The following is a 20,744-nucleotide window of genomic DNA, read 5'->3' as shown; positions in this document are numbered from 1 at the left end:
CTCTGCCCTTCGCTACCTTGATGAGTGTGCACGAACCCATCAGTAACGTCCGTCGCCGCCGCCTCCCCCGTTTTGGAACGGCCCTCGCGATGCTGCTCGCCCTCGCGGCGTACCTCACCTTCCAGTACGTCACCGGGGGCACGGGCGCTCCCCGCTGCACGGTCGTCTCGGGCAGAGGCGACGGCGCGTCGTACGAGTACGAGTTCACGGCGGAGCAGGCGGTGAACGCGGCGACGATCTCGGTGGTCGGCACCAACCGCGGTATGCCCGAGCGAGCCGTCACGATCGCCCTCGCGACGGCGATCCAGGAATCCGGCCTGCGCAACATCGACCACGGCGACCGGGACTCGCTGGGCCTGTTCCAGCAGCGGCCCTCGCAGGGCTGGGGCACGGAGACGCAGGTCATGGACCCGACGTACGCGGCGAGCGAGTTCTACGAGCACCTGGCCAAGGTGCCGGACTACTCGGAGCTGCCGCTCACCGTCGCCGCCCAGCGCGTGCAGCGCAGCGGCTTCCCGGACGCGTACGCGAAGCACGAGACCGACGCCACGCTGCTGGCCGCGGCCCTGACGGGGCGCGCGGCGGGCACGCTCACCTGTGAGGGGCGCCCGGAGATGCGGACCGGTGACACGCGGACCGGCGGCCCGGACGCGGTGCGCGCCGCGCTGGTACGGGACTTCGGACAGGACATGTTCCAAGAGGCGGGCACGGAACGGAAGTTGGGGTCTGAGGTGAGTCCCACGCCGTCGGATTCGGCCACCGGCGCGGACGGTCCCGCGCGCCCCCGCACCGTGACCATCCCCGTCCCCGACACCCCGGGCGCCAAGGCCGGGGAGCGGCAGCGCGGCTGGAGCCTCGCGCACTGGGCGGTGGCCAACGCCTCCGCGCTGCACATCAAGCGGGTCTCGTACGCGGGCCGGGTCTGGACAGCCGGGAACACCCGGAGCGAGTGGCGCGCGGACGCCTCGAGTTCCCGGAGCTCCACGGGCGAAGTCCGAATCGTCACCGGGCAGTAGTACGGACCCTCACCCGTTGGAGGGAGCCCGTGCGCGCGATGTCCACGGCGCGCACGGGATTTCGTCCGGCTACTCTCGAATCGACCGAATCCCTGGGGAATCAAGGGCCGTAAGGATTCAGCAGACTTTCACACCGGGCACCCTTTGTCCGGTTTTCTCCGCAGCCGATAATGCGACGCATTGCCAACTCTTTACGTCGGGCCACCGCAACCTTCGTGGACTTCGAGCGGTAGTCACTGCGTCCGAGCCCGGAACGAGCAACCACGACGATCACCGCAGCGATCAACCGGAACAACCAATCGGAATGATCAACAGCAGGTGATCACCGACCAGTTGGTCGACATCCAGTCGACCACCGCCAGCTCCCGGGCACAGTCGCACACTTCACCGTTTTCTCCCCGTCTAAGGAGCATCATGTCCCTCCCCCTGACCCGTCGGATCGCCCGTACCGCGCTGCTCGTCGCAGCGGGAGCGGCTGCCGGGGTCGGTGCGGCCGGCTCCGCCAGCGCGGCGCCCCAGGTGCCCGCCACCCCCGACCTCGGCGGGGTGTCCTCGCTGGACAACGCGGGCACCACCGTCGACGGTGCCGCGCAGACCACCACCGGCCTCGCGAGCGACGCCGGCAACAAGGCCGTCAAGCAGGCCGCACCGGCCGCGGGCAAGACGGGTGGCAAGGCCGTCAAGACCACGGGCAAGGCCGTCAAGCAGACGGCGCCCCTCGCGCAGCGCACCGCCGGGGATGTCGCCGGTTCCGCGACTGACGTGGCCGGTGACACCGCGAAGTCGGGCGGCGCTTCCCTGCCGACCAAGGGCCTCACCCAGGGCGGTCTCCCGGGCGCGGACACGCTGTCGACCAAGGGCCTCACTCAGGGCGGTCTCCCGGGCGCGGACACGCTGCCGACGCAGACCCTGCCGGCGCAGACTCTGCCGCTCGGCTGACGCAACGCTCGTACGGCGAAGGGGTCCGGGTGCACACCACCCGGACCCCTTCGCCGTACCTACGATTTCGCCGTCGTACGAGACCTACAGGCGCCCCACGGCCGCCCGCACCCGCTCGTCCGTAGCCGTCAGTGCCACGCGCACGAACCTCTCGCCCGCCGGCCCGTAGAAGTCGCCCGGCGCGACCAGGATGCCCAGCTCGGCCAGGTGGGCCACCGTGTCCCAGCAGGACTCGTCCCGGGTCGCCCAGAGGTACAGGCTCGCCTCGCTGTGCTCGATACGGAAACCGTGCCGCAGCAGGGCCTCCCGGAGAGCCGTACGGCGGGCCGTGTAACGCTCGCGTTGTTCGCGTACGTGGGTGTCGTCGCCCAGGGCGGCGACCACCGCGGCCTGCGTCGGCGCGGGCGTCATCATGCCGCCGTGCTTGCGGATCTCCAGCAGCTCGCCGAGGACGGTCGGGTCACCGGCCAGGAACGCGGCCCGGTAGCCCGCGAGGTTCGACCGCTTCGAGAGCGAGTGGACCGACACGAGCCCCTCGTGCGAGCCGCCGCACACGTCGGGGTGCAGTACCGAGACCGGGTCGGCCTCCCAGCCGAGCTCGAGATAGCACTCGTCGGAGAAGACGAGGATGCCGTGCTCGCGCGCCCAGGCGACGATCCGGGTCAGCTCGTCCTTGGACAGGACGCGGCCGGTGGGGTTCGACGGGGAGTTGAGCCAGAGGAGCTTCAGATCGGTCGGGTCCAGCTCTGTCGGGTCCTCGTACGAGACGTAATCCGCGCGGGCCAGCCTGGCCCCGACCTCGTACGTCGGGTAGGCGAGGCGTGGGTAAGCGACCTTGTCTCCGGGGCCGAGACCCAGCTGCGTCGGCAGCCAGGCCACCAGTTCCTTGGAGCCGACGACCGGCAGGACGCCTCGGTGGGTGAGGCCGCGCGCGCCCAGTCTCCGCTCGCACCAGCCGGTGAGCGCGTCCCGCAGTTCCGGCGTGCCCCACACCGTGGGATAGCCGGGCGAGTCGGCCGCGGCCACCAGAGCTTTCTGGATCAGCTCGGGCACCGGGTCGACCGGGGTGCCGACGGACAGGTCGACGATGCCGTCCGGATGAGCGCGGGCCGTCGCCTTGAAGGGCTCCAGCTTGTCCCAGGGGAAGGTGGGAAGCCGGTCGGAGACTGCGGACACGGGGTTCACTTTCTGCTTGGGCGGCGGAGCGCCGGGCCGCTTGGGCAAACGCCTCGGTCCCGTACGACGATCAAGGCGATCAGGGCGTACGGGACCGAGGCGGCGCGGATGCGGGCGCGCCGTTTACTGGTTCTGCGGCGGCAGCTCTGCGATGAAGGGGTGGTCGCGCTCGATCAGGCCGAGCTTGCTGGCGCCGCCGGGCGAGCCGAGTTCATCGAAGAACTCGACGTTCGCCTTGTAGTAGTCCTTCCACTCTTCGGGAGTGTCGTCCTCGTAGAAGATCGCCTCGACCGGGCATACCGGCTCACAGGCTCCGCAGTCGACGCATTCGTCCGGGTGGATGTACAAGGACCTGGAGCCCTCGTAGATGCAGTCGACCGGGCACTCCTCGATGCACGCCTTGTCCTTGACGTCGACACAAGGCTGCGCGATGACGTAGGTCACGCTGTCGTTCCTCCTCGGTAGGGCGCTGGCGGGCCTCCTCAGGCTCCGCCGCCTGGCGCGCGGGAGCGCGGCGTCGTCGATGCCCGCACCTAGTATCTCCGTTCTCGGGCGTGATCCGAACAGGAGGGTTGTACGGAGCTGTGGATTTCTCCTCGCGTATACGGCTTGAGGTCCGCGTCACCCCTGCTGACGTGGGCAAACGTGTCTCGGTACGGCAGCTGGACGAAGACGCCCCCAAGAGTGAGAGGTTCACCGACACGGTTGGCGTTCTCACATCATGGGACGGCGGTGTGCTGCTGATCACACGGCGGTCCGGGGAGCGTGTCCGCATTCCGGAATCCTCCCTGGTCGCGGGCAAGGTGGTGCCATCGGCGCCTGCCCGTCGCCGGGGCCCTTCGGCGTCGTACGAGGAGCTGGCGCGGGTCGCCGCGCGGGGCTGGCAGCCGGTGGAGCGGGAGCGTCTCGGGGACTGGGAGCTGCGGGCTGCCGCCGGATTCACGCGGCGGGCCAACTCGGTGCTGCCACTCGGCGATCCTGGCGTACCGCTCGACGAGGCGCTGTCGCTCGTACGGGACTGGTACGCGGCCCGTGGTCTGCCCGCGTACGTGCAGACCGCGACCGGGGCCGAGGGCACGCAGGAGCTGCTGTGCGCGGAGCTGGAGGGGCGGAGGTGGACGCGTGAGGTGAGCGCCGAGCTGTGGACCGGTGCGCTGGCGCCGCTCGGCGATGTGCCGGACCCTGCCCGTCCGGTGGTCCTCTCCCGCGCGGCGGACGAGGCGTGGCTGGGCCGCTACCAGCGCAAGGGCATGAGCGATGTGGCCTTGAAGGTGTTGGGCAGCGGGCCTTCGGTGTGGTTCGCGACGGTGCCCGGCGCCGATCCGGGTTCGCCGGCGGCGATCGGCCGCTGCGTGGTGGACGGCCGCTGGGCCGGTTTCGCCGCGGTCGAGGTGGATCCGTCGCTCCGCCGTCAGGGCCTGGCCACCATGGTGATGGGCGCTCTGGCCCGCCAGGCCCTGACCGAGGGCGCCTCGGCGGCGTGGCTCCAGGTGGAGACGGAGAACGCGGGAGCGCGGGCACTGTACGCGGGGATGGGGTTCGCGGCGCATCACGCGTATCACCACTACCGCGAGCCTGAGGCCCTGGAAAGCGACTCCGACGGGCGCGCCGGAGCCCAGTAGTGCGGTGAAACTGGTGGAAGCAGCACGCAGCGGTATCGATCGGCGTGAAAGGGCACGAGGCAGTTATGGGTCCCCCTCATCCTCCTGGGCCGGAGCAGAGTGCCGTGTGGCGGCGGCGGTTCGCTGATGAGGCGCGGGCCGAACGGCCTGACCTGGCGACGCTGTGCCTGCTCATCGGCGCCGAAGCGGACGGGTCCCTGGGCGAGGCCGGCATGGACGCCGCTCAGATCGAACTGGACCAGCTGGCCGGGGAGTTGCCGTTCCGGCCGGGTGGGCCGCGGGCCTGGGCGACGGCGCTGGCCGAGCATCTCGGCGGGCGCCAGGGGTTCCGCGGTACGCCCGGTGACTATCAGCGGCTGGAGTCCTCGCTCCTGCACGCGGTGCTGCGGCGGCGGCGCGGGCTGCCCATCCTGCTCTCGGTGGTGTGGATGGAGGTCGCGCGCAGGGCCGGAGCGCCCGTGTACGGGGTCGCCCTGCCGGGCCACTTCGTGGTGGGCTTCGGCCCCCAGGAGGAACAGGTCCTCGCCGACCCCTTCGACGGCGGCCGCGTCCTGACCGGCCCCGATGCGGATCTGCTCGTGGCGGGTGCCACCGGCGCGCCCCTCGACCCGTCGATGCTCACCCCGGCCGACCCGCTCGACGTCGTCCTGCGCATCCTCAACAACATCCGCGCCTGGGCCGCCGCTCGCCCCGAACGCGGCGACGTCGCCCTGTGGGCCGTGGACCTCTCCCTGCTCCTCCCGTCCCACCCCGCCCGCCTCCGCTACGACCGCGCCCAACTCCTCGTCCAGCACGGCGACTTCCTGGCGGGCGCCACGGAACTCGACGCGTACGCCGACGTCGTGGCCCCCGTCGACGAACCCGCAGCGGACCGCGTACGCCAACAGGCGCGCGCGGCCCGCGCGATGCTCAACTGACCCGCCCCGCACCGGCCGGGCGTACGACGAGCCCGGTCGACGTTGCGTCGACCGGGCTCGTCGTGGAGATCCGACCAGCGTCCCGCAAGCACGAACTGCCTGATCAAGCCGCCTAGTTGGGGTTCGTCTCGATTACGCCGACGCGGTCCGCCTGCGACTTGCCGAGGAGCGCGGGGCCCAGGGCGCTGACCACGTCCTGGGGCGTGACCGGCGTCTTCTCGCCGCTGGCTCGCTCGATCCTCACTCCGTCGAACGTGGTGCCGTAGAGCTCCTTGAGCGCTTCGAGGTCGTACGTCTCCACGAGCTTGCCGTCGATGGCCTTCACTCCGAGGAACTTCCACAGGGAGTTCTCCGGGCTGAACTGGATCGGTGTGGCACCGGCGGCCTGGATGGTGACGATGCCCGACATCGCCGGCTCCGCGAACTCCTTCATCTTCCGGTCGACCTCGGCCTTCGTGACCGTCGGCTCCTTCGTCGTGGTCGGAACCTGAACGGTGCCCGGCTTGCCGGTCTCCACCTGCGTGCGGTACGCCTCCTCGACGGCCTTCGTCGACTGGGCGACGGCGATGCCCTTACCCGCCTTGCCGTACACGGGGACGGCCTTGCCCGACTCGAACTTGATCGTGCCCTCGGTCGCCGTTCCGGCGCCGCCCGCGGCGCGCTCCAGGGCGGCCCGCAGCTTCTCCCCGTCGACGGGCATCTCGGGCTGGACGACACGCTCGCCGCCGAACAGCGAACCGATCACCGACATGGGGTTGTAGTCAGCGCCCGCCGCGCCACGCACCGTGGCCTGGGTGTCGAACTGGAGGCCCGCCTGGTCCGGCTGGAGCGACACCGTCTCGCCGTCGACGGACAGCTTCAACGGCGCGTCCGTACGTTCCCCGAAGACCTTGTCGAGCTTCTGGACCGCCTCGTCGCGGGTGCCGCCGCCGATGTCGATGCCGAGCACGGTGGTGCCCTTGGGCACGTCGGAGTGGTTCATGAGCAGCCCGGCGCCGTACGCGATACCGGCGACGCCCACCACGCCGACCCCCAGGAGCACCAGCTTGTTGCGCCCCTTCTTCTTCGGCTTCGAGGCCGCGGGCACGGTCGGCGAGACCGGCTCGGGCAGCTTCGGGGGCTGGTGCGTCATCGCTCCGTCGGACGGCGCGCCGGGCCCGAACGGCGAGTTCTGGTGCGACGGTACGACGGGAATGCCGCTGGTCAGGGTGTGCCCGGAGACGTTCTCGCCGGGACCGCCGCTGTAGCCGGGCGGTTCGGGCGCCGGCTTCTGCGGGGTGAGGATCGCGGTGTCGTCGCTCAGGCCGCCGCTGAGGTGAGCGGGGCCACCGGCTGGGGCGCCGGATCCGCCGGGGCCGCCCAGACCCTTCGGAGCACTCGGGGAACCGGGGCCCCCCGGACCCCCGGGGCCACCGGCCGGGGCGCCGGGCCCACCGGGCCCTCCGGGAGTACCCGGCCGACCCGGTCCACCAGAAGCACCATGGATACCCGGAGCTCCCTGACCGCCAGGCCCGCCAGGACCACCGAAACTGTCAGGGCCTCGCTGGCCCCCCGGCCGCCCGGCACCGGCAGGCGCCGCCAACGGCCCGTCGCCCGTGACCGGTCCACCGGTCGGCCCCGAGGGACCACCTGGGCCGCCCGGACCGACCTGGCCACCGGGACCGCCCTGGCCGCCCCGGCCTCCCTCGGAGAAGTACGGCAGATCATCGCGCCGCGACACGTCGTCACCGGAACCGGCACCGCCACCGTTCGCCCCGTTCGCGTCCCCAGGGCCATCCCCGCTACCGGCTGCCCCCAGCGGCCCAGCCGCCAGCACACTGGAAACGTCGAAGGACCCGGTACCGCCACCATGCCCCGGCGCCACAGCACTGGTACCGCCCGCACCGGGCAGCCCCGCACCATTCGTACCGTTCGAGTTCCCACCACCGGGCCGAGGCGCTCCACCAGGACGCGCACCCGCACCGGGACCGGGACGAGTACCGGCAGCACCCGCCCCACCGGAGGCACCCGGACCCGGACCCGTACCCGCCGAACCGACGGAAATACCCGCCCCGTTGCTCGAGCCACCGCCCTGACCGCCCTTGGGCGCGCCGGACCTACGAGGGGCGAACCACTCGCTCGTCTTCTCCTCGGCGGGAGCGCCGGAGCCGGGAGAGGGCGCGGGATCCGAGGACCTGGGCGCACCCGGGGAAGCGCTCGGCCCCGAGTCGGCCGCGGCTGACGCCGGTCTGTCCGACGCGGACCCGTTGGCACCGTTCGTGCTCATCGTGCTCGTCGACGGACCGCTGTCGGAACTCTCCGAGTCCGCGACGGGCGTCCGCATGACGACCGGCGGAATGGGCCTCGATCCAGGGATGTTGATCCGGATCCGTGTCGTCAGCGTGGTCTCGGTCTTGATTTCCTCCGGCCGTTCACCGGCGGAACGCCCCGCGTCGGCACCGTCTTCGGAACCCGTGGGGGTCCCGTACGGCGGCGTACCCGACGGGTAGGCGGTTCCGCCGCGCCCGTTGGGCCCGGAGGACGAACTGTCAGTTTCACGACTCAAGGCAGGTTCTCCCGGTTGGCTCCGCCGCCCGTGTACTCGACCTCAACCTCGTTTCGGGCGGCTCGGCGGCGCGCACCACCATACTGGCCACCACTGGTGCTTATCCGGCGACCGCTGAGGAAACCCACACCGGACCCCCACCCGCGTTCTGCGGCGAAGTAGTACGTCACTTGGCAAGTCGGGCGCCGGAGCCATCCGGTTGCCGCCCCGAGCCAAGGGTGGCGCACATCACAGCAACAGCCATCCCACCGAGCAGAAAGAGGTAGGAGCCGGCTCCCGCGGCGAAGAGGAAGTCGCCCTCCGGGCGGCTGGCGGTGAGCAGGATGACGGCGACCATCCACCCGGCCGCGGGCGCCACCGCCCCGGCCCGGCTGCCGACGGCCCGCGCCCCGCCCAGGAAGAGCCCGGCCGCACCCGCGAGCGCGAGCAGCAACCCGCCCGGGAACCAGCCGGACTGGACCAGTCCCCCGGCCGCCCCGACCACGGCACCCAGCACGAACAGCCCCAGGTAGGCGGCGATCCGTACGGCCGACGGCGGCCCCAACGGCTGGGCGAGCATGCTCCCCGCACCTGCGGCGCTGCGCGCACTCGATCTGTTCGCCGTACTCATCACGCACCCACTCCAGAAGTCCCTGATATCCCGGATGTTCCCGATATCCCTGATATCCCCGCGAACAAGTCCGTCTCCCGCACCCCTGAACGCGCACCCCGTACCAACTCGTAATACTCGACGAGGAAAATCGGCTGCGCGAGCTGATTCGACAGCGCGAACCACGGCTCGACGACCTCGATCTGCGTGGCATGCGCCCGCATCGCCGCGGCCTTGGCGGCGGCGTGTGCCGTGCCGTCGATCTCCGTCGTGATCAGGGTGTCGTCCACCACGCCCGGCACGTCGTCGACGGCGGCAGAGGCGGTGAAGGGAAGTTCGTCCAGTACGTCCTTCAGGCGCGCGAAGGCCTCTTCGACCACGGAGCGCGGTACGCGGTTCCAGTAGATCTTCGCGATCGTCCACGGTGTGCCGAGGTCCGGGCGGAAGTCCGGCTCGGCGGCCAAGTCCGCGGCACGCATCGCGACCCGGTGGGCCTGGATGTGGTCGGGGTGGCCGTAACCCCCGTCGGGGTCGTAGGTGACCAGCACCTGCGGGCGTACCTCGCGGATCACCCCGACAAGCTCCGCGGCGGCCTCGTCGAGGTCCGCCTGCCAGAAGCAGCGCGGGTCGTCATTGTCGGGCAGGCCCATCATCCCGGAGTCCTGGTGACGGCCGGGGCCGCCGAGGGAGCGGAAGTCGTGCACGCCGAGCGCGTCCATGGCCGCCGCGAGTTCCGTGCGGCGGTGGCTGCCGAGCACCTCGCCCGTCAGATGGGCGAGCTCGGGCGGAATGACCTCGCCGCGCTCGCCCAGCGTGCAGGTCACCAGCGTGACGTGGGCACCCTCGGCCGCGTACTGGGCCATGGTCGCGCCGTTGTTGATCGACTCGTCGTCCGGGTGCGCGTGCACCAGGAGCAGTCGGCGGCCGGGCAGTTCCGTCATGGGGCCACCTTATGAGCCCCGGCGGTACGAGGCTCCCCGAGCCCAGGCCTTACGAGGCTTCCCGGCTGCCTGTCACCCCTCGTCCTGGCGCTCCTCGTCGTCGAGCACGTGGGCGATCGCGAGCGCGATGCGCTCGATCCAGTCGATGGCGTCGGTCACCCCGGCCTCGTCGATGGGACGGCGCTGCTTGAGGTCGCCGTCGATCAGGTCGGCGTCGTGCGCGATCCTGTTACGCCGTTGGGTGATCTCCAGGTAGCGGCTGCGAAGCGACTTCTCGTTGAACGTCGTACGCCCCTGGAAGAACGTCTTGTTGATCCACCCCGCCGCCTCGTACCAGACCTTCTTCTCCGTGACGAGCTTGAGGACCTCGGCGATCTTTCCGGGATGCTGAAGCGCCTGCCCCGCAAGCTTGTCGCGCAAGTGCTCGGCGACAGCTTCGGACACCGTGACATCGCCCCGTCGCACCGCCTCGACCCGGTGCAACGGCACTTCTTAGACCCGCAGTTGATACGGCATGTCGGGGCTGTCCTTGGCCGCCAGTTCGGCAACCCGGCGCAGTACCTCCTCGTGCAGCCAGTGGTCGATCGCGGCCACAGCCTGCACCCATGCGGCCCGGTAGAAGTCGTCGATGTCGATCGTCGGCGAGCGAAAGGGGGTGAGCATCCTGCCCGCCTCGACCATGCGCCGGGCGTACGACAGGTTCGTCATGAACGCCTCGAACTGACGCGTCTGCGGTCGCGGAACAGCCATGCGTAACCCCCGTGCAACTCATCGTCACGATCTCTACGACGATCACCATTCCCGAGCAGCACGGGGGTCAGTCAAGCCGGTCGGACCAGCTCGGACGAAGGTGGCTGATTCCGGCCCCTCCGTTTCCGGATCACGTCCGTCCGGATGCGGGAGCCATAGAGGCCGGTGGATTCAGGCCCTGACGGCTTCCGCAGGGCTCAGGCGTCTTCTCCCGCGTCAGTGAAGATCTCTTCGGCGGACGGCGCGGTGACGGCTCGGGTGAGCCACCGGCGGAGGAGGTCCGGGTCGTCGCAACCGGCGATGCGTTCGCGGATCTCGTCGGGGACGTCGAGGCCGCGTGCTTCCAGGACGAGCAGGATGTCTTCAGCGCCCCTCTGGACGAGGGCTTCCGCGCGGCCCTCCTCGCGGCCCTCGCCCCGGCCCTCATCCCGGATCTCCTCAGCGATGTACGACTTGTAGAAGGAAAGGTCCACGGCCACCAGGTTCCTCCAGAGTTCTGCGGCGCGACGGTTGCCGCTCAGGCCTTGTGCGGTGAATTCGATGATGGGGTCTGCGACTGCTTCGGGCACGTCCTGCAGAGCGGTGGACAGGGCCTTCAGTATCCCACTGACATCCGGATCCTTCGCGTGGGTGATGGCGGACAGCGTGGCCAGCGCCAGGTCTGCGCGGGCCTCTTCCGGGTCGGTGATCAAAGGCATGTTGTGCGGACCGGCCACAAGCGGGTGCACGGTGAGGGCGGCCCACCATCGAGGGCCGATGGATACGGGCTGGGCGGCCCACTCGGCCGTGGCCCGGTCCTGGCAGACGACCAGCAACACGGGCGGAATCTTGTACTTCGCATAGAGGAAGGACAGGTAATAGGCCCAGCTGGCGGGTTTGTTCGGGTCCTTCGCACTCTGTGCTTCGACGGCCAGCAGCATCGGCTCGGCGCCGTCGAAGCGCAGGAGCGTGTCGACGCGGCGTTCGACAGGCTGAATCTCGGTGAGATCGGTCGGCAGAACCGTGACAGACGTGGGCTGGATGAACGGGAGGCCGAGGACCTTGGAGACGCCGGTGAACAGGCCGGGGTACTCCTGGAAGATGCGGTGCATCGCCTCGTGGGGCGAGTTGACCATGCGGGGTTCCTGTGGGAGGGGGCGGACGGAAAGCTGATGGAAGTCATCTATGGCACATGCCACAGGCAAGTTTTGTGGCGAGCGTAGGGCAGTAACACGCCCTGAAAGGAGCCCAGTTGGTGATATTCACTCGTGCGAGTGAGCGGAGGCCGTGGGAGGGAGGGGTGGGGCTTGGTGAGGTTTCTTTCCCTCTTGTGGTTCTTTGGGAAGAGCGCCAGGTCCACCGGAACACGGGTTTCCGAGCTTCGGTGAGTGCGGTGCCGGTGTCAGGTCGAGTTCGGCCCATACGGTTTTGCGGGGGACGGGGCCCAGTTCGACGCCCCAGCGGTCCGCGAGGGCCTCGACGAGGAGCAGGCCGCGTCCGGACTCGGTGTCGGGGGACGGTGGTTGGGAGCGCGGGAGGGTGTCACCCCGCGTGTCGGTCACCTCGATGCGGAGCATGTCGCGGCGGGCCAGGATCGAGTTGCTGAAGTTCGAGAACGGTACGGCTGTCGGGCGTTCCGATGGTGCCTTCAGCAGCCGTCCGGTCTCCGACCTCAGGCAGCTACGCATCCTTGAGCTGCGCTATGGCACCATCCGGGCGCAGGCTCTTCCACCTGGGGAGTCGCTGGCCCTCATTGAGCAACTGCTGGGAGAAACATGATTCGCAACACCTCCGCCAGGGACGCCTCCGACCTGGCATGGTTCAAGAGCAGCTACAGCAGCGGCCCCGACGGCGACACCTGCGTCGAACTCGCCACCACCCCCGGCACGATCCACGTCCGCGACTCCAAGAACACCGACGGCCCTCAGCTCGCGCTGTCGCCGAAGGCGTGGGCCGACTTCGTGCCGTACGTGTCCGAAGGCTGACCCGTCGCCCCGACTACTCGACCTCGGCCTCCGGTACGTCGACCTCGCCGCCCAGGGAGCGGGCGATGGCCGTGAACTCGTTCAGGACGGACTGGAGGTCGCGGACGATCTCCCCGGTCGGCGCCTCGCCGAACTGTCCGGCGCTGGCATAGGCGGCATTCGGGCCGGTCAGAGGCGGGGCCCCGCCCCCACAGGGCCCCCGGCGCATGCCTATGAAGCGCGACTCATGAGGCCGCTCAGAACTTGATGTCCCCGATCATGCCCGCGATGTTCGACGTCACCTCGCTGATCGTGGGCGCGATCGTCGAACTGGCCAGATAGAAGCCGAACAGGACGCAGACGACCGCGTGCCCGGCCTTCAGCCCTGACTTCTTGACCAGCAGGAAGACGATGATCGCCAGCAGCACCACCGCCGAAATCGAGAGTGCCACGGCGGTTCACCTCCAAGGTTCCCAGGGACGCGTTCGGTCAGTACGGGTCAGTCAATACAGGTCAGTACGGCAGCCAGCGGGTTCATACCCAGGCAGCGCCATTGATCATAACTATTCCCACCTGCGCATCGATCGGCGCACGGCCGCACAAGGGGGCGCATGGCCAATATGGTCGGGGCATGACGACCGAGCCTCTCTCCTTTCCGCGCAGGCAGGCGCGCACCCTGCGCTTCACTCTCGGCGCGCCCCGCGCGTTCACCGTGGCACCCGACGGTTCCCGGGTGGCGTTCCTGCGGTCCCGTTCGGGTACGGACCGGGCGAATCTGCTGTGGATCCTCGATGTCGCGGACGGTATGGAACGCGTCGCCGCCGACCCGCAGGCGCTGCTCGGCGGAGCCGACGAGCGGCTGTCGGCCGAGGAGAGGGCGCGCCGGGAGCGCAGCCGGGAGGGCGGCGCGGGCATCGTCGGCTATGCCACCGACACGGCCGTGGAGTTGGCGTCCTTCGCGTTGTCCGGGCGGCTCTTCACGGCCGAGCTGCGGGCCGGTACGGCACGTGAACTGTCCGTTCCCGGCCCGGTGTTGGACCCGCGCCCGTCCCCCGACGGGCGGCTCGTGGCGTACGTCACCGGGGGCGCCCTGCGGGTCGTCGGCGCCGAGGGCGAGGACGACCGGGCGCTCGTGGAACCCGAGTCGGAGACGGTCACGTACGGCCTGGCCGAGTTCATCGCGGCGGAGGAGATGGGCCGTTCGCGCGGCTTCTGGTGGTCGCCCGACTCGGACCGGCTGCTGGTCGCGCGGGCCGACGACGCGCCCGTACGCCGCTGGTGGATCGCCGATCCCGCACGGCCGGACCAGGATCCGCAGCAGGTCGCATACCCGGCGGCCGGAACCGACAACGCGGACGTACGGCTCTTCGTGTTCGCGCTCGACGGGGCGCGTACGGAGGTCGTGTGGGACCGGGCGCGCTACCCCTATCTGGCACGAGTGCACTGGTCAGCGGCCGGAGCACCGCTCCTGCTCGTACAGGCGCGGGACCAGAGGAGCCAGCTCTATCTGGCCGTGGACCCCGACACCGGGGCGACCCGGATGGTTCACGCGGACGAAGATCCACAATGGCTGGATCTTTTCCCTGGCGTGCCGTGCTGGAGCCCCGGCGGACACCTCGTGCGCATCGCCGACGAGGGCGGGGCACGGGTGCTCGCGGTGGGTGAACGCCCGTTGACGGGGCCGCAGTTGCACGTACGCGCGGTGCTCGACGTCTCGGACGACGATGTGCTGGTGTCCGCGTCGGCGGGCGAGGCGGCGGCTGCTCCCGAGATCGGTGAGGTCCACGTCTACCGGGTCAACGACCTTGGCGTGGAACGGCTTTCGCAGGAGCCCGGGGTGCACTCGGCGGTGCGCTCCGGACCCGTGACGGTACTCGTCTCTGCAGTGCCGGGCCGGCCGGGGGCCCAGGTGCGGGTGTTGCGCGAGGGCCGCGAGGGCAAGGTTGCGGCGACTGTGGCCTCGTACGCCGAAGACCCCGGACTGAGCCCGCGCGTGAGCCTCACGGAGGCGGGCGAGCGCCGCGTGCCGTGCGCCCTCCTGCTCCCCACGGGCTACACCGACGGCGACGGTCCGCTGCCGGTCCTGATGGACCCGTACGGCGGCCCGCACGGCCAGCGGGTGCTGGCCGCGCACAACCCGTACCTCACCTCACAGTGGTTCGCCGACCAGGGCTTCGCGGTGATCGTCGCGGACGGACGCGGGATGCCGGGCCGCTCGCCGGCCTGGGAGAAGTCGATCAAGGACGACATGGCCGCGCTCGTCGTGGACGACCAGATCCACGCGCTCCAGGCACTCGCCGAACGCTTCCCGCTGGACCTGAACCGGGTCGCCATCCGCGGCTGGTCGTTCGGCGGCTACCTCGCGGGCCTCGCGGTGCTGCGCCGCCCTGACGTCTTCCACGCGGCCGTCGTGGGCGCCCCGGTCACCGACCAGCGCCTGTACGACACCCACTACACGGAGCGCTACCTGGGCGACCCGAACCGCCAGCCCGAGGTCTACGCCGCGAACTCGCTCATCGACGACAACGGCCTTGTCGGCGCCGCTGAGCCGGCCCGCCCGATGATGATCATCCACGGCCTGGCCGACGACAACGTAGTGGTGGCCCACAGCCTGCGCCTGTCTTCGGCGCTTCTGGCCGCCGGCCGCCCCCACGAGGTGCTGCCGCTCTCGGGCGTCACGCACATGACACCGCAGGAACAGGTGGCCGAGAACTTGCTGCTGCTCCAGGTGGACTTCCTGAAGCGCTCACTGGGCGTGGCCTGAACGTGCGACCGGCCGGGGAGACATGGCGCGCCCCGGCCGGTCTACGGCACCCGCACGGCCGTACGCTGTCGAGCTTGACGCGTCCGTATATCGGTATCGGGTCAGCGAAGTTGCTTACGTGTTAACGCGGTTGATGCACATTTGCGCCGTTATGCCGCTCGCCGCCGCGCGTCGAGCGCGAGCGCCCGCTCGACCTCCTCGGCGCGGCTGCGCCCTTTTTCTGTACGAGACCTGAAGGCACGCTTCTAGAGGGCAGCGGCCGCCGCCTTGGGGGCGGCGGCCAGCCGCAGGCCGACCTCCACAAGGGTCCAACCGAGGCGGGTACGGAGATCCCGGGGACGCCGGGCCGCGACGGCAAGGCGGTACGCGTCGACTTCGGCACGGAGCTCGGCTGCGTGGGCGTGGTGCAGGGCGAGGTGGGTCTCGGGGTGCATCAGGCGGCCTCTCAGTCCGTGCGGGTGGGGATGATGTGGCTGTGGATGCGGACCTGCTCGGCGTCCGGGGTGCCGTCGTCGGGGGCCAGCGCGCGGTAGCTCTCCAGGAGGTCGTGCATCTTGTGGTTGAGCTCGAGGACGAGTTCGGGTGTGAGGTTCAGCGTCCAGTCGCTCATGTCCGAGGCGCGCTGCCACGCTTCGGACCAGTCGTCGCGGGTGGCGATCCAGGTCGCCAGCTCCCGGGTGTGCTGGTTGGCGAGCTCATGCATGAACACGTCAGCGGCTCCGCGCACCTCGGGGTCACGGTCCTTGAACAGTTCCTCGTCGAAGTACACGCCCCTGTGGACCGACTTCCACCACCGCTCCCGCCCCTTGCCGTGCTCCGGCGCGTCCTCGACGAAGCCGTGTGCGGCGAGCTGACGCAGGTGGTAGCTGGTGGCACCGCTGGACTCGCCCAGTTTCGCGGCCAGTTGGGACGCGGTGGCCGGTCCATTACGCCGCAGCGCGTTCAGCAGTCGCATACGCAGCGGATGCGCGAGTCCACGCAGCGAGCGGGCGTCGAGACTGTGGACTTGCGGGTCCTGTGGCTCGTTCATGCGTACAAAGATAGCCTTGCAAAGGGTCTGTTGCAACGAATTCTTTGCAACGCATCCTTTGCGGGCAACTGCGCCTCACAGCACCCGGTGGAAGTGCCGTCACATCCAACCGGCAGAGGGGCACACACGCACCGGCCGGCAGCGAACTTTCCCGGTCACAGCACTTGCCACGTCTAGCCCAACTCCCCGCGCTCCACACAGAATTCGTTACCCTCGGGGTCGGCCAGGGTGACCCAGCCCCGGCCGTCCGACCGGGTGTGGTCCGCGATCAGCCGGGCCCCGAGCCTGATCGCCCGCTCGACCTCCTCCGCACGGGTGCGCCCCTGCGGACGCAGATCGAAATGCACCCGGTTCTTGACGGTCTTCGGCTCGGGCACGCGGACGAACAGCAGGCCCGGACCACCGACGGGATCCGCGATGAGCGCCTCCGGGTCGCCGGGCTTGTCGTCGTCGGCCAACGGCCGCCCGAGCAACTGGCTCCAGAACAGCCCGAGATCGTACGGATCTCCGGTGCAGTCGAAGGTGATGTGGCGGATCGTGGGGTTCAACTGGCTTTCCTCGTCTCTGTTCCGGTCCTCTGTTGCAGACGAGCTAGGCACCGGTGTGTCCGTCCAGCAGTTCCCGTACGACGTCCAAGTGGCCGTTGTGGCGGGCGGTTTCCTCGATCAGGTGCAGGACGATCCAGCGCAGGTTCACGTGCCGGCCGTCGCGGATCGGGCGCTTCGCCGTCGTCTCCAGGTCGTGGGAGGTCACCAGTTCGCGGTAGCGGGCGCTCTGTGCCTCGTACTCCGCGAGGAGGTCCGCGAGCGGGATGTCGACCGCGATGCGCATCTCCCGGTCGGGGTCCTCGTCCGTCCAGGGCCCTTCGTCCTCCTCACCGAGGAACACCACCTGGAACCACCAGTACTCCACCCATCGCAGATGGCTGATCAGTCCGCACAGGGTCATCAGCGGGGAGCCGGGCAGTGGTGCCGTGCGGGCGTTCTCCGCCGAGACGCCCTCGCATTTGGCCCGGGCTGTGTCGCGCGCGTAGTCGAGGAAGGTGGCCAGCTGTGTGCGCTCGTCCCACATGGGAGGCGTGTCGGTTCGAGTCATCGGGGTGAAGCATCCCTGCCGCCGGTTCCGGTGTCGAACGATTAAGCGGGCGCATCAGCCGCTGACCGTTTCTGGCGGCCGCTTAGGATCTTTCCATGATCGCTGACCTGCAATGCGTGGTGCTGGACTGCTCCGATCCGGCGGAACTCGCCGACTTCTACCAGTCGTTACTCGGCGGGACCGTCAACCAGCAGGACCCACGGTGGGCACTCGACGACGGCTGGGCGACCCTGCACACGCCGTCCGGTCTCGTCCTCGCCTTCCAGCGGGCAGCGGACTACCTGCCGCCACGATGGCCGGACCCCGCCCGGCCTCAGCAGTTTCATCTGGACTTCGGTGTCACTGACCTGGACCGGGCTCAGGAGCAGGTGCTGGCCCGGGGAGCGACGGTACTGGACGACGATTTCGCCGGACGGAGCTGGCGCGTCTACGCCGACCCGGCAGGGCATCCATTCTGTCTGGTCCGTCATTAGGGTCTGTCGGCCGGATACCGAGCCTGGGGTTGTCCTCCAGCTCTCGCCGCAGTTCTTCGACAGCCTGCTGGGCGACCAGACCGAGCATCTGGAGACGCTTTGCCGCCGAGGCCGTGATCACGGCGATGGCTCGGCTCACTCCTGGCTGCCTTTCTTGATCTCGGCAACGAGGTCGAGCCCCTCCTGCAGCGCCTCGTCGAACTCGGGATCGCTGAAAGCGCGGATGCTTCCTGCGTACGTCTTGATGACGTCGGCGACCTGGCGGAAGTCAGTGGCCGTGGAAGTGTCCAGGGCGCGAGCGAGGTCGGCCTCAAAGCTCTCGGCGTCGCCTGGGAAACCCCGCCCGTCCCGGAGTGCGGCGTGGATGTCGGCCACGGTCCTGAGGTGCGGCAGTGATGGGTGCGGTGTCTAGGCGTGCTGCGCACTCATGAGTCCTCCTTGGGCCAGGTATGCGCTTACGACCATGGTCGCGCTCACGGGGCGATCACGAGTTGGATGGCCGCACTCATACGTCCTCGCACTGCCACACGGCAAGCGGCTCGGCTGGCTGCGACCGGACCTTCCGCGGTCAGGAGCGGCCGGTATGTCAGGGCAACAACCGGCCACAGAGGTTGCTGGTTCTCCGTGAACGGGGCCCCAGGCCCGGCGGGCCCCGTTCTCACGTTCCGGCTTTCGAACACCCCTAGAAACGATGGCTCCCGGCACCGAAACCGGTGCCGGGAGCCAAAGCCAATACAAATCAGACCGCGTGCACGACGTCCTTCTCCTCCGCGAAGTGGCACGCCGACTCGTGCGCCACCGGGGAGTCCAGGCCCTTGAAGACCTCGGGAACCGCGAGCAGCGGAACCTCCTCGGCGCACTTGTCCTGGGCCTTCCGGCAGCGCGTGCGGAAGCGGCATCCCGAGGGCGGGTCGGCCGGGGACGGCACATCACCGGTGAGAATGATCCGCTCGCGTCCGTCGCGCGCCTCGGGGTCGGGGACCGGGACCGCGGACAGCAGGGCCTGGGTGTACGGGTGTGTCGGGTGATCGTAGATCTGGACGTCCGTACCGATCTCGGCCATCTTGCCCAGGTACATCACGCCGACCCGGTCGGAGATGTGCCGGACGATCGACAGGTCGTGCGCGATGAAGATGTAGGACAGGTTGAACTCGTCCTGCAGTTTCTCCATCAGGTTGATGACCTGTGCCTGCACGGAGACGTCGAGTGCCGAAACCGGCTCGTCGCAGATGATGATCTCGGGGTTGAGCGCGAGGCCACGGGCGATGCCGATGCGCTGGCGCTGACCGCCGGAGAACTGGTGCGGATACCGGTTGATGTACTCCGGGTTGAGCCCGACGACGTCCAGCAGTTCCTGGACCTTCTGCCGGCGCGAGCCCTTCGGTGCGACCTCGGGATGGATCTCGAAGGGCTCCCCGATGATGTCGCCGACCGTCATCCGCGGGTTCAGCGAGGTGTACGGGTCCTGGAACACCATCTGGATGTTGCGTCGTACGGCCTTCAGCGCGCGCCCAGACAGCCTGGTGATGTCCTGACCCTTGTAAAAGACCTCGCCCGCGGTCGCCCGCTCCAGGTTCATCAGCAGCTTCGCCACGGTCGACTTGCCGCAGCCGGACTCGCCGACGATGCCGAGCGTCTCGCCCTGGTAGAGGTCGAAGGAGATCCCGTCCACGGCCTTGACCGCGCCGATCTGGCGCTTGAACAGGATGCCCATGGTCAGCGGGAAGTGCTTGACCAGGTTGCGTACCTGAAGAATCGGCTCACCGCGCTCGACCGGCGCCTCGATCGCCGCGACCGCCTCCTCCTCGGAGTGGGCGTCGACGACGTCCACCTCGGAGACATTGGGGGTGGCGTCCACGGGCTCGTCCGTCTTCTTGAGCTCAGCCATGGATCGTCTCCTTCCAGAAGTGACAGGCGCTGCCGCGGCCGGCCAGCTCGCCGCCGTCCCGCTCGGTGACCGGGAACAACTGCGGAATGTCCGTACGGCAGATGTCCTGCGCCTTGGGGCAGCGCGGGTTGAAGGCGCAGCCCGGCGGGGTGCTGGTCAGGTTGGGTGGCAGGCCCTTGATCGCATACAGCTCCTGGCCCTTCTGGTCCAGGCGCGGGATGGAGTCGAGCAGACCACGCGTGTACGGGTGCGCGGGGCGCTTGTAGAGCTCGTGCACCGGGGCGGTCTCCACGATCCGGCCCGCGTACATCACCGCGATCTTGTCGGCGACGTCCGCGACCACACCCAGGTCGTGGGTGATGAGGATCAGACCCATGTTGAACTCGCGCTGGAGATCGGCGAGCAGCTCCATGACCTGCGCCTGGACCGTCACGTCGAGAGCCGTGGTCGGCTCGTCGGCGATGATCAGGTCGGGCTCCAGGGCCAGCGCCATGGCGATCATGATGCGCTGGCGCATACCGCCCGAGAACTGGTGCGGATAGTCGCCGACCCGGGCGGCCGCGGCGGGGATCTTCACCCGGTCCATCAGTTCGATGGCCTTGGCCTTGGCCTCCTTGCGGGAGAGGGCGCGGTGGACCCGGAACATCTCGCCGAGCTGGTAGCCGACGCTCAGCACCGGGTTCAGGGACGACAGGGCGTCCTGGAAGATCATCGCGATCCTGGAACCGCGGATCTTGCGCCGCTCCTCGCCGGACATCTTCAGCATGTCCTCGCCGTGGAACAGGATCTCGCCCCGGGGGATGGTGGCCGGAGGCATGTCGAGGATGCCCATGATGGCCTGGGCGGTCACGGACTTGCCGGACCCGGATTCACCGAGCACGGCGAGGGTCTCGCCGGCGCTCACGGAGTAGTTGACTCCGTTGACGGCCTTGGCGGTGCCCTCACGGGTGTGGAATTCGACGTGCAGGTCCCGTACTTCGAGCAGCGGGACGCCGTCGCTGCCGGCCTCGCGGGGCGCCGGCACATCTGCGGTTTTGTCGATGATGGTCACGTACG

Annotated in this window: 24 protein-coding genes and 1 pseudogene; 8 read left to right on the top strand and 17 right to left on the bottom strand. The window is 69.4% G+C overall.

Annotated elements, in window-relative coordinates:
- Positions 1-20: 20 nt before the first annotated feature.
- The gene (locus OP79_RS11235; RefSeq protein ID WP_245685284.1) at positions 21-1,016 is read left to right on the top strand and encodes a VldE C-terminal domain-containing protein; all 996 of its coding nucleotides are present in this window, start codon (positions 21-23) and stop codon (positions 1,014-1,016) included.
- A gap of 414 nt (positions 1,017-1,430) precedes the next feature.
- On the top strand, positions 1,431-1,955 hold the full coding sequence (locus tag OP79_RS11230) for a hypothetical protein (protein WP_033319953.1): 525 nt from the start codon (positions 1,431-1,433) through the stop codon (positions 1,953-1,955).
- Positions 1,956-2,039: 84 nt separating this feature from the next.
- Here the strand turns inward: OP79_RS11230 and OP79_RS11225 are convergent, their stop codons facing one another.
- Positions 2,040-3,131, bottom strand: a complete 1,092-nt coding sequence (locus OP79_RS11225; RefSeq protein ID WP_033319952.1) for a bifunctional succinyldiaminopimelate transaminase/glutamate-prephenate aminotransferase — start codon at positions 3,129-3,131, stop codon at positions 2,040-2,042.
- A 123-nt stretch (positions 3,132-3,254) separates the two neighbouring features.
- A complete protein-coding gene (gene fdxA / locus OP79_RS11220) occupies positions 3,255-3,575 on the bottom strand; it encodes a ferredoxin (protein WP_033319951.1) in 321 nt (106 codons plus the stop codon).
- A gap of 140 nt (positions 3,576-3,715) precedes the next feature.
- On the opposite strand from fdxA, the gene OP79_RS11215 reads away from it, so the two are divergent.
- Together OP79_RS11215 and OP79_RS11210 are read left to right on the top strand one after the other, a co-directional pair.
- Positions 3,716-4,753 carry a GNAT family N-acetyltransferase gene (locus OP79_RS11215; RefSeq protein ID WP_051744578.1) on the top strand — a complete coding sequence of 346 codons (1,038 nt, stop codon included), beginning with the start codon at positions 3,716-3,718 and terminating at the stop codon, positions 4,751-4,753.
- 65 nt (positions 4,754-4,818) lie between these two features.
- Complete coding sequence (locus OP79_RS11210; protein ID WP_033319949.1) at positions 4,819-5,670, top strand: SirB1 family protein; 852 nt, start codon at positions 4,819-4,821, stop codon at positions 5,668-5,670.
- Positions 5,671-5,782: 112 nt separating this feature from the next.
- On the opposite strand, the gene OP79_RS56390 is transcribed toward OP79_RS11210, so the two are convergent.
- The 6 genes from OP79_RS56390 to OP79_RS11170 all read right to left on the bottom strand — a co-directional run bounded on the left by OP79_RS56390 (position 5,783) and on the right by OP79_RS11170 (position 11,610).
- A complete protein-coding gene (locus OP79_RS56390) occupies positions 5,783-8,215 on the bottom strand; it encodes a hypothetical protein (protein ID WP_211270771.1) in 2,433 nt (810 codons plus the stop codon).
- Positions 8,216-8,381: 166 nt separating this feature from the next.
- The gene (locus OP79_RS11185) at positions 8,382-8,825 is read right to left on the bottom strand and encodes a DUF6113 family protein (RefSeq protein WP_051744589.1); all 444 of its coding nucleotides are present in this window, start codon (positions 8,823-8,825) and stop codon (positions 8,382-8,384) included.
- Positions 8,825-9,745 (bottom strand): N-acetyl-1-D-myo-inositol-2-amino-2-deoxy-alpha-D-glucopyranoside deacetylase, encoded by a 921-nt coding sequence (mshB, locus tag OP79_RS11180; RefSeq protein WP_033319944.1) that lies wholly within the window; start codon positions 9,743-9,745, stop codon positions 8,825-8,827. The genes OP79_RS11185 and mshB overlap by 1 nt, the downstream gene beginning before the upstream one ends.
- A gap of 72 nt (positions 9,746-9,817) precedes the next feature.
- Complete coding sequence (locus OP79_RS56900) at positions 9,818-10,189, bottom strand: hypothetical protein (protein ID WP_245685283.1); 372 nt, start codon at positions 10,187-10,189, stop codon at positions 9,818-9,820.
- A 48-nt stretch (positions 10,190-10,237) separates the two neighbouring features.
- Complete coding sequence (locus OP79_RS56895) at positions 10,238-10,495, bottom strand: hypothetical protein (RefSeq protein ID WP_245685282.1); 258 nt, start codon at positions 10,493-10,495, stop codon at positions 10,238-10,240.
- Positions 10,496-10,692: 197 nt separating this feature from the next.
- Positions 10,693-11,610, bottom strand: a complete 918-nt coding sequence (locus OP79_RS11170) for a hypothetical protein (RefSeq protein ID WP_033319943.1) — start codon at positions 11,608-11,610, stop codon at positions 10,693-10,695.
- Positions 11,611-12,064: 454 nt separating this feature from the next.
- On the opposite strand from OP79_RS11170, the pseudogene OP79_RS11165 reads away from it, so the two are divergent.
- Positions 12,065-12,253 (top strand): annotated as a pseudogene (locus tag OP79_RS11165) (transcriptional regulator); the annotation flags it as partial.
- Positions 12,250-12,459 (top strand): DUF397 domain-containing protein, encoded by a 210-nt coding sequence (locus OP79_RS11160; RefSeq protein ID WP_033319941.1) that lies wholly within the window; start codon positions 12,250-12,252, stop codon positions 12,457-12,459. The pseudogene OP79_RS11165 and the gene OP79_RS11160, both read left to right, overlap by 4 nt.
- 13 nt (positions 12,460-12,472) lie before the next feature.
- Here OP79_RS11160 and OP79_RS11155 read toward each other — a convergent pair whose 3' ends face one another.
- On the bottom strand, positions 12,473-12,667 hold the full coding sequence (locus OP79_RS11155) for a hypothetical protein (RefSeq protein ID WP_033319940.1): 195 nt from the start codon (positions 12,665-12,667) through the stop codon (positions 12,473-12,475).
- A gap of 28 nt (positions 12,668-12,695) precedes the next feature.
- Entirely contained in the window at positions 12,696-12,890 is a 195-nt protein-coding gene (locus OP79_RS11150; protein ID WP_033319939.1) for a DUF2304 family protein, read from the bottom strand.
- A gap of 179 nt (positions 12,891-13,069) precedes the next feature.
- Here OP79_RS11150 and OP79_RS11145 point away from each other — a divergent pair, with 179 nt between their 5' ends.
- On the top strand, positions 13,070-15,202 hold the full coding sequence (locus OP79_RS11145) for a S9 family peptidase (RefSeq protein ID WP_033319938.1): 2,133 nt from the start codon (positions 13,070-13,072) through the stop codon (positions 15,200-15,202).
- A 245-nt stretch (positions 15,203-15,447) separates the two neighbouring features.
- Here OP79_RS11145 and OP79_RS11140 read toward each other — a convergent pair whose 3' ends face one another.
- The 4 genes from OP79_RS11140 to OP79_RS11125 form a co-directional block, all read right to left on the bottom strand.
- Positions 15,448-15,636 carry a hypothetical protein gene (locus OP79_RS11140; RefSeq protein ID WP_033319937.1) on the bottom strand — a complete coding sequence of 63 codons (189 nt, stop codon included), beginning with the start codon at positions 15,634-15,636 and terminating at the stop codon, positions 15,448-15,450.
- An 11-nt stretch (positions 15,637-15,647) separates the two neighbouring features.
- On the bottom strand, positions 15,648-16,232 hold the full coding sequence (locus OP79_RS11135) for an ArsR/SmtB family transcription factor (RefSeq protein WP_033319936.1): 585 nt from the start codon (positions 16,230-16,232) through the stop codon (positions 15,648-15,650).
- A gap of 173 nt (positions 16,233-16,405) precedes the next feature.
- Positions 16,406-16,780: a VOC family protein gene (locus OP79_RS11130; RefSeq protein WP_033319935.1), complete on the bottom strand. Its 375-nt coding sequence runs from the start codon at positions 16,778-16,780 to the stop codon at positions 16,406-16,408.
- 43 nt (positions 16,781-16,823) lie between these two features.
- Positions 16,824-17,327, bottom strand: a complete 504-nt coding sequence (locus OP79_RS11125; protein ID WP_033319934.1) for a DinB family protein — start codon at positions 17,325-17,327, stop codon at positions 16,824-16,826.
- Positions 17,328-17,422: 95 nt separating this feature from the next.
- Here OP79_RS11125 and OP79_RS11120 point away from each other — a divergent pair, with 95 nt between their 5' ends.
- On the top strand, positions 17,423-17,800 hold the full coding sequence (locus OP79_RS11120; RefSeq protein WP_033319933.1) for a VOC family protein: 378 nt from the start codon (positions 17,423-17,425) through the stop codon (positions 17,798-17,800).
- A gap of 135 nt (positions 17,801-17,935) precedes the next feature.
- On the opposite strand, the gene OP79_RS11115 is transcribed toward OP79_RS11120, so the two are convergent.
- From OP79_RS11115 to OP79_RS11105, 3 genes are all read right to left on the bottom strand, one after another.
- Positions 17,936-18,175: a hypothetical protein gene (locus OP79_RS11115; RefSeq protein WP_245685281.1), complete on the bottom strand. Its 240-nt coding sequence runs from the start codon at positions 18,173-18,175 to the stop codon at positions 17,936-17,938.
- A 364-nt stretch (positions 18,176-18,539) separates the two neighbouring features.
- Positions 18,540-19,688, bottom strand: a complete 1,149-nt coding sequence (locus tag OP79_RS11110) for an ABC transporter ATP-binding protein (protein WP_033319931.1) — start codon at positions 19,686-19,688, stop codon at positions 18,540-18,542.
- Positions 19,681-20,739, bottom strand: a complete 1,059-nt coding sequence (locus OP79_RS11105; protein WP_033319930.1) for an ABC transporter ATP-binding protein — start codon at positions 20,737-20,739, stop codon at positions 19,681-19,683. Before OP79_RS11105 ends, OP79_RS11110 begins: the two co-directional genes overlap by 8 nt.
- Positions 20,740-20,744: the final 5 nt, after the last annotated feature.

Source organism: Streptomyces yerevanensis (assembly GCF_000716805.1).
Taxonomy (GTDB): Bacteria; Actinomycetota; Actinomycetes; order Streptomycetales; family Streptomycetaceae; genus Streptomyces; species Streptomyces flaveus.
The sequence above is the reverse complement of the archived record's forward strand: the minus strand, read 5'-3'. Positions and strand labels throughout refer to the sequence as shown.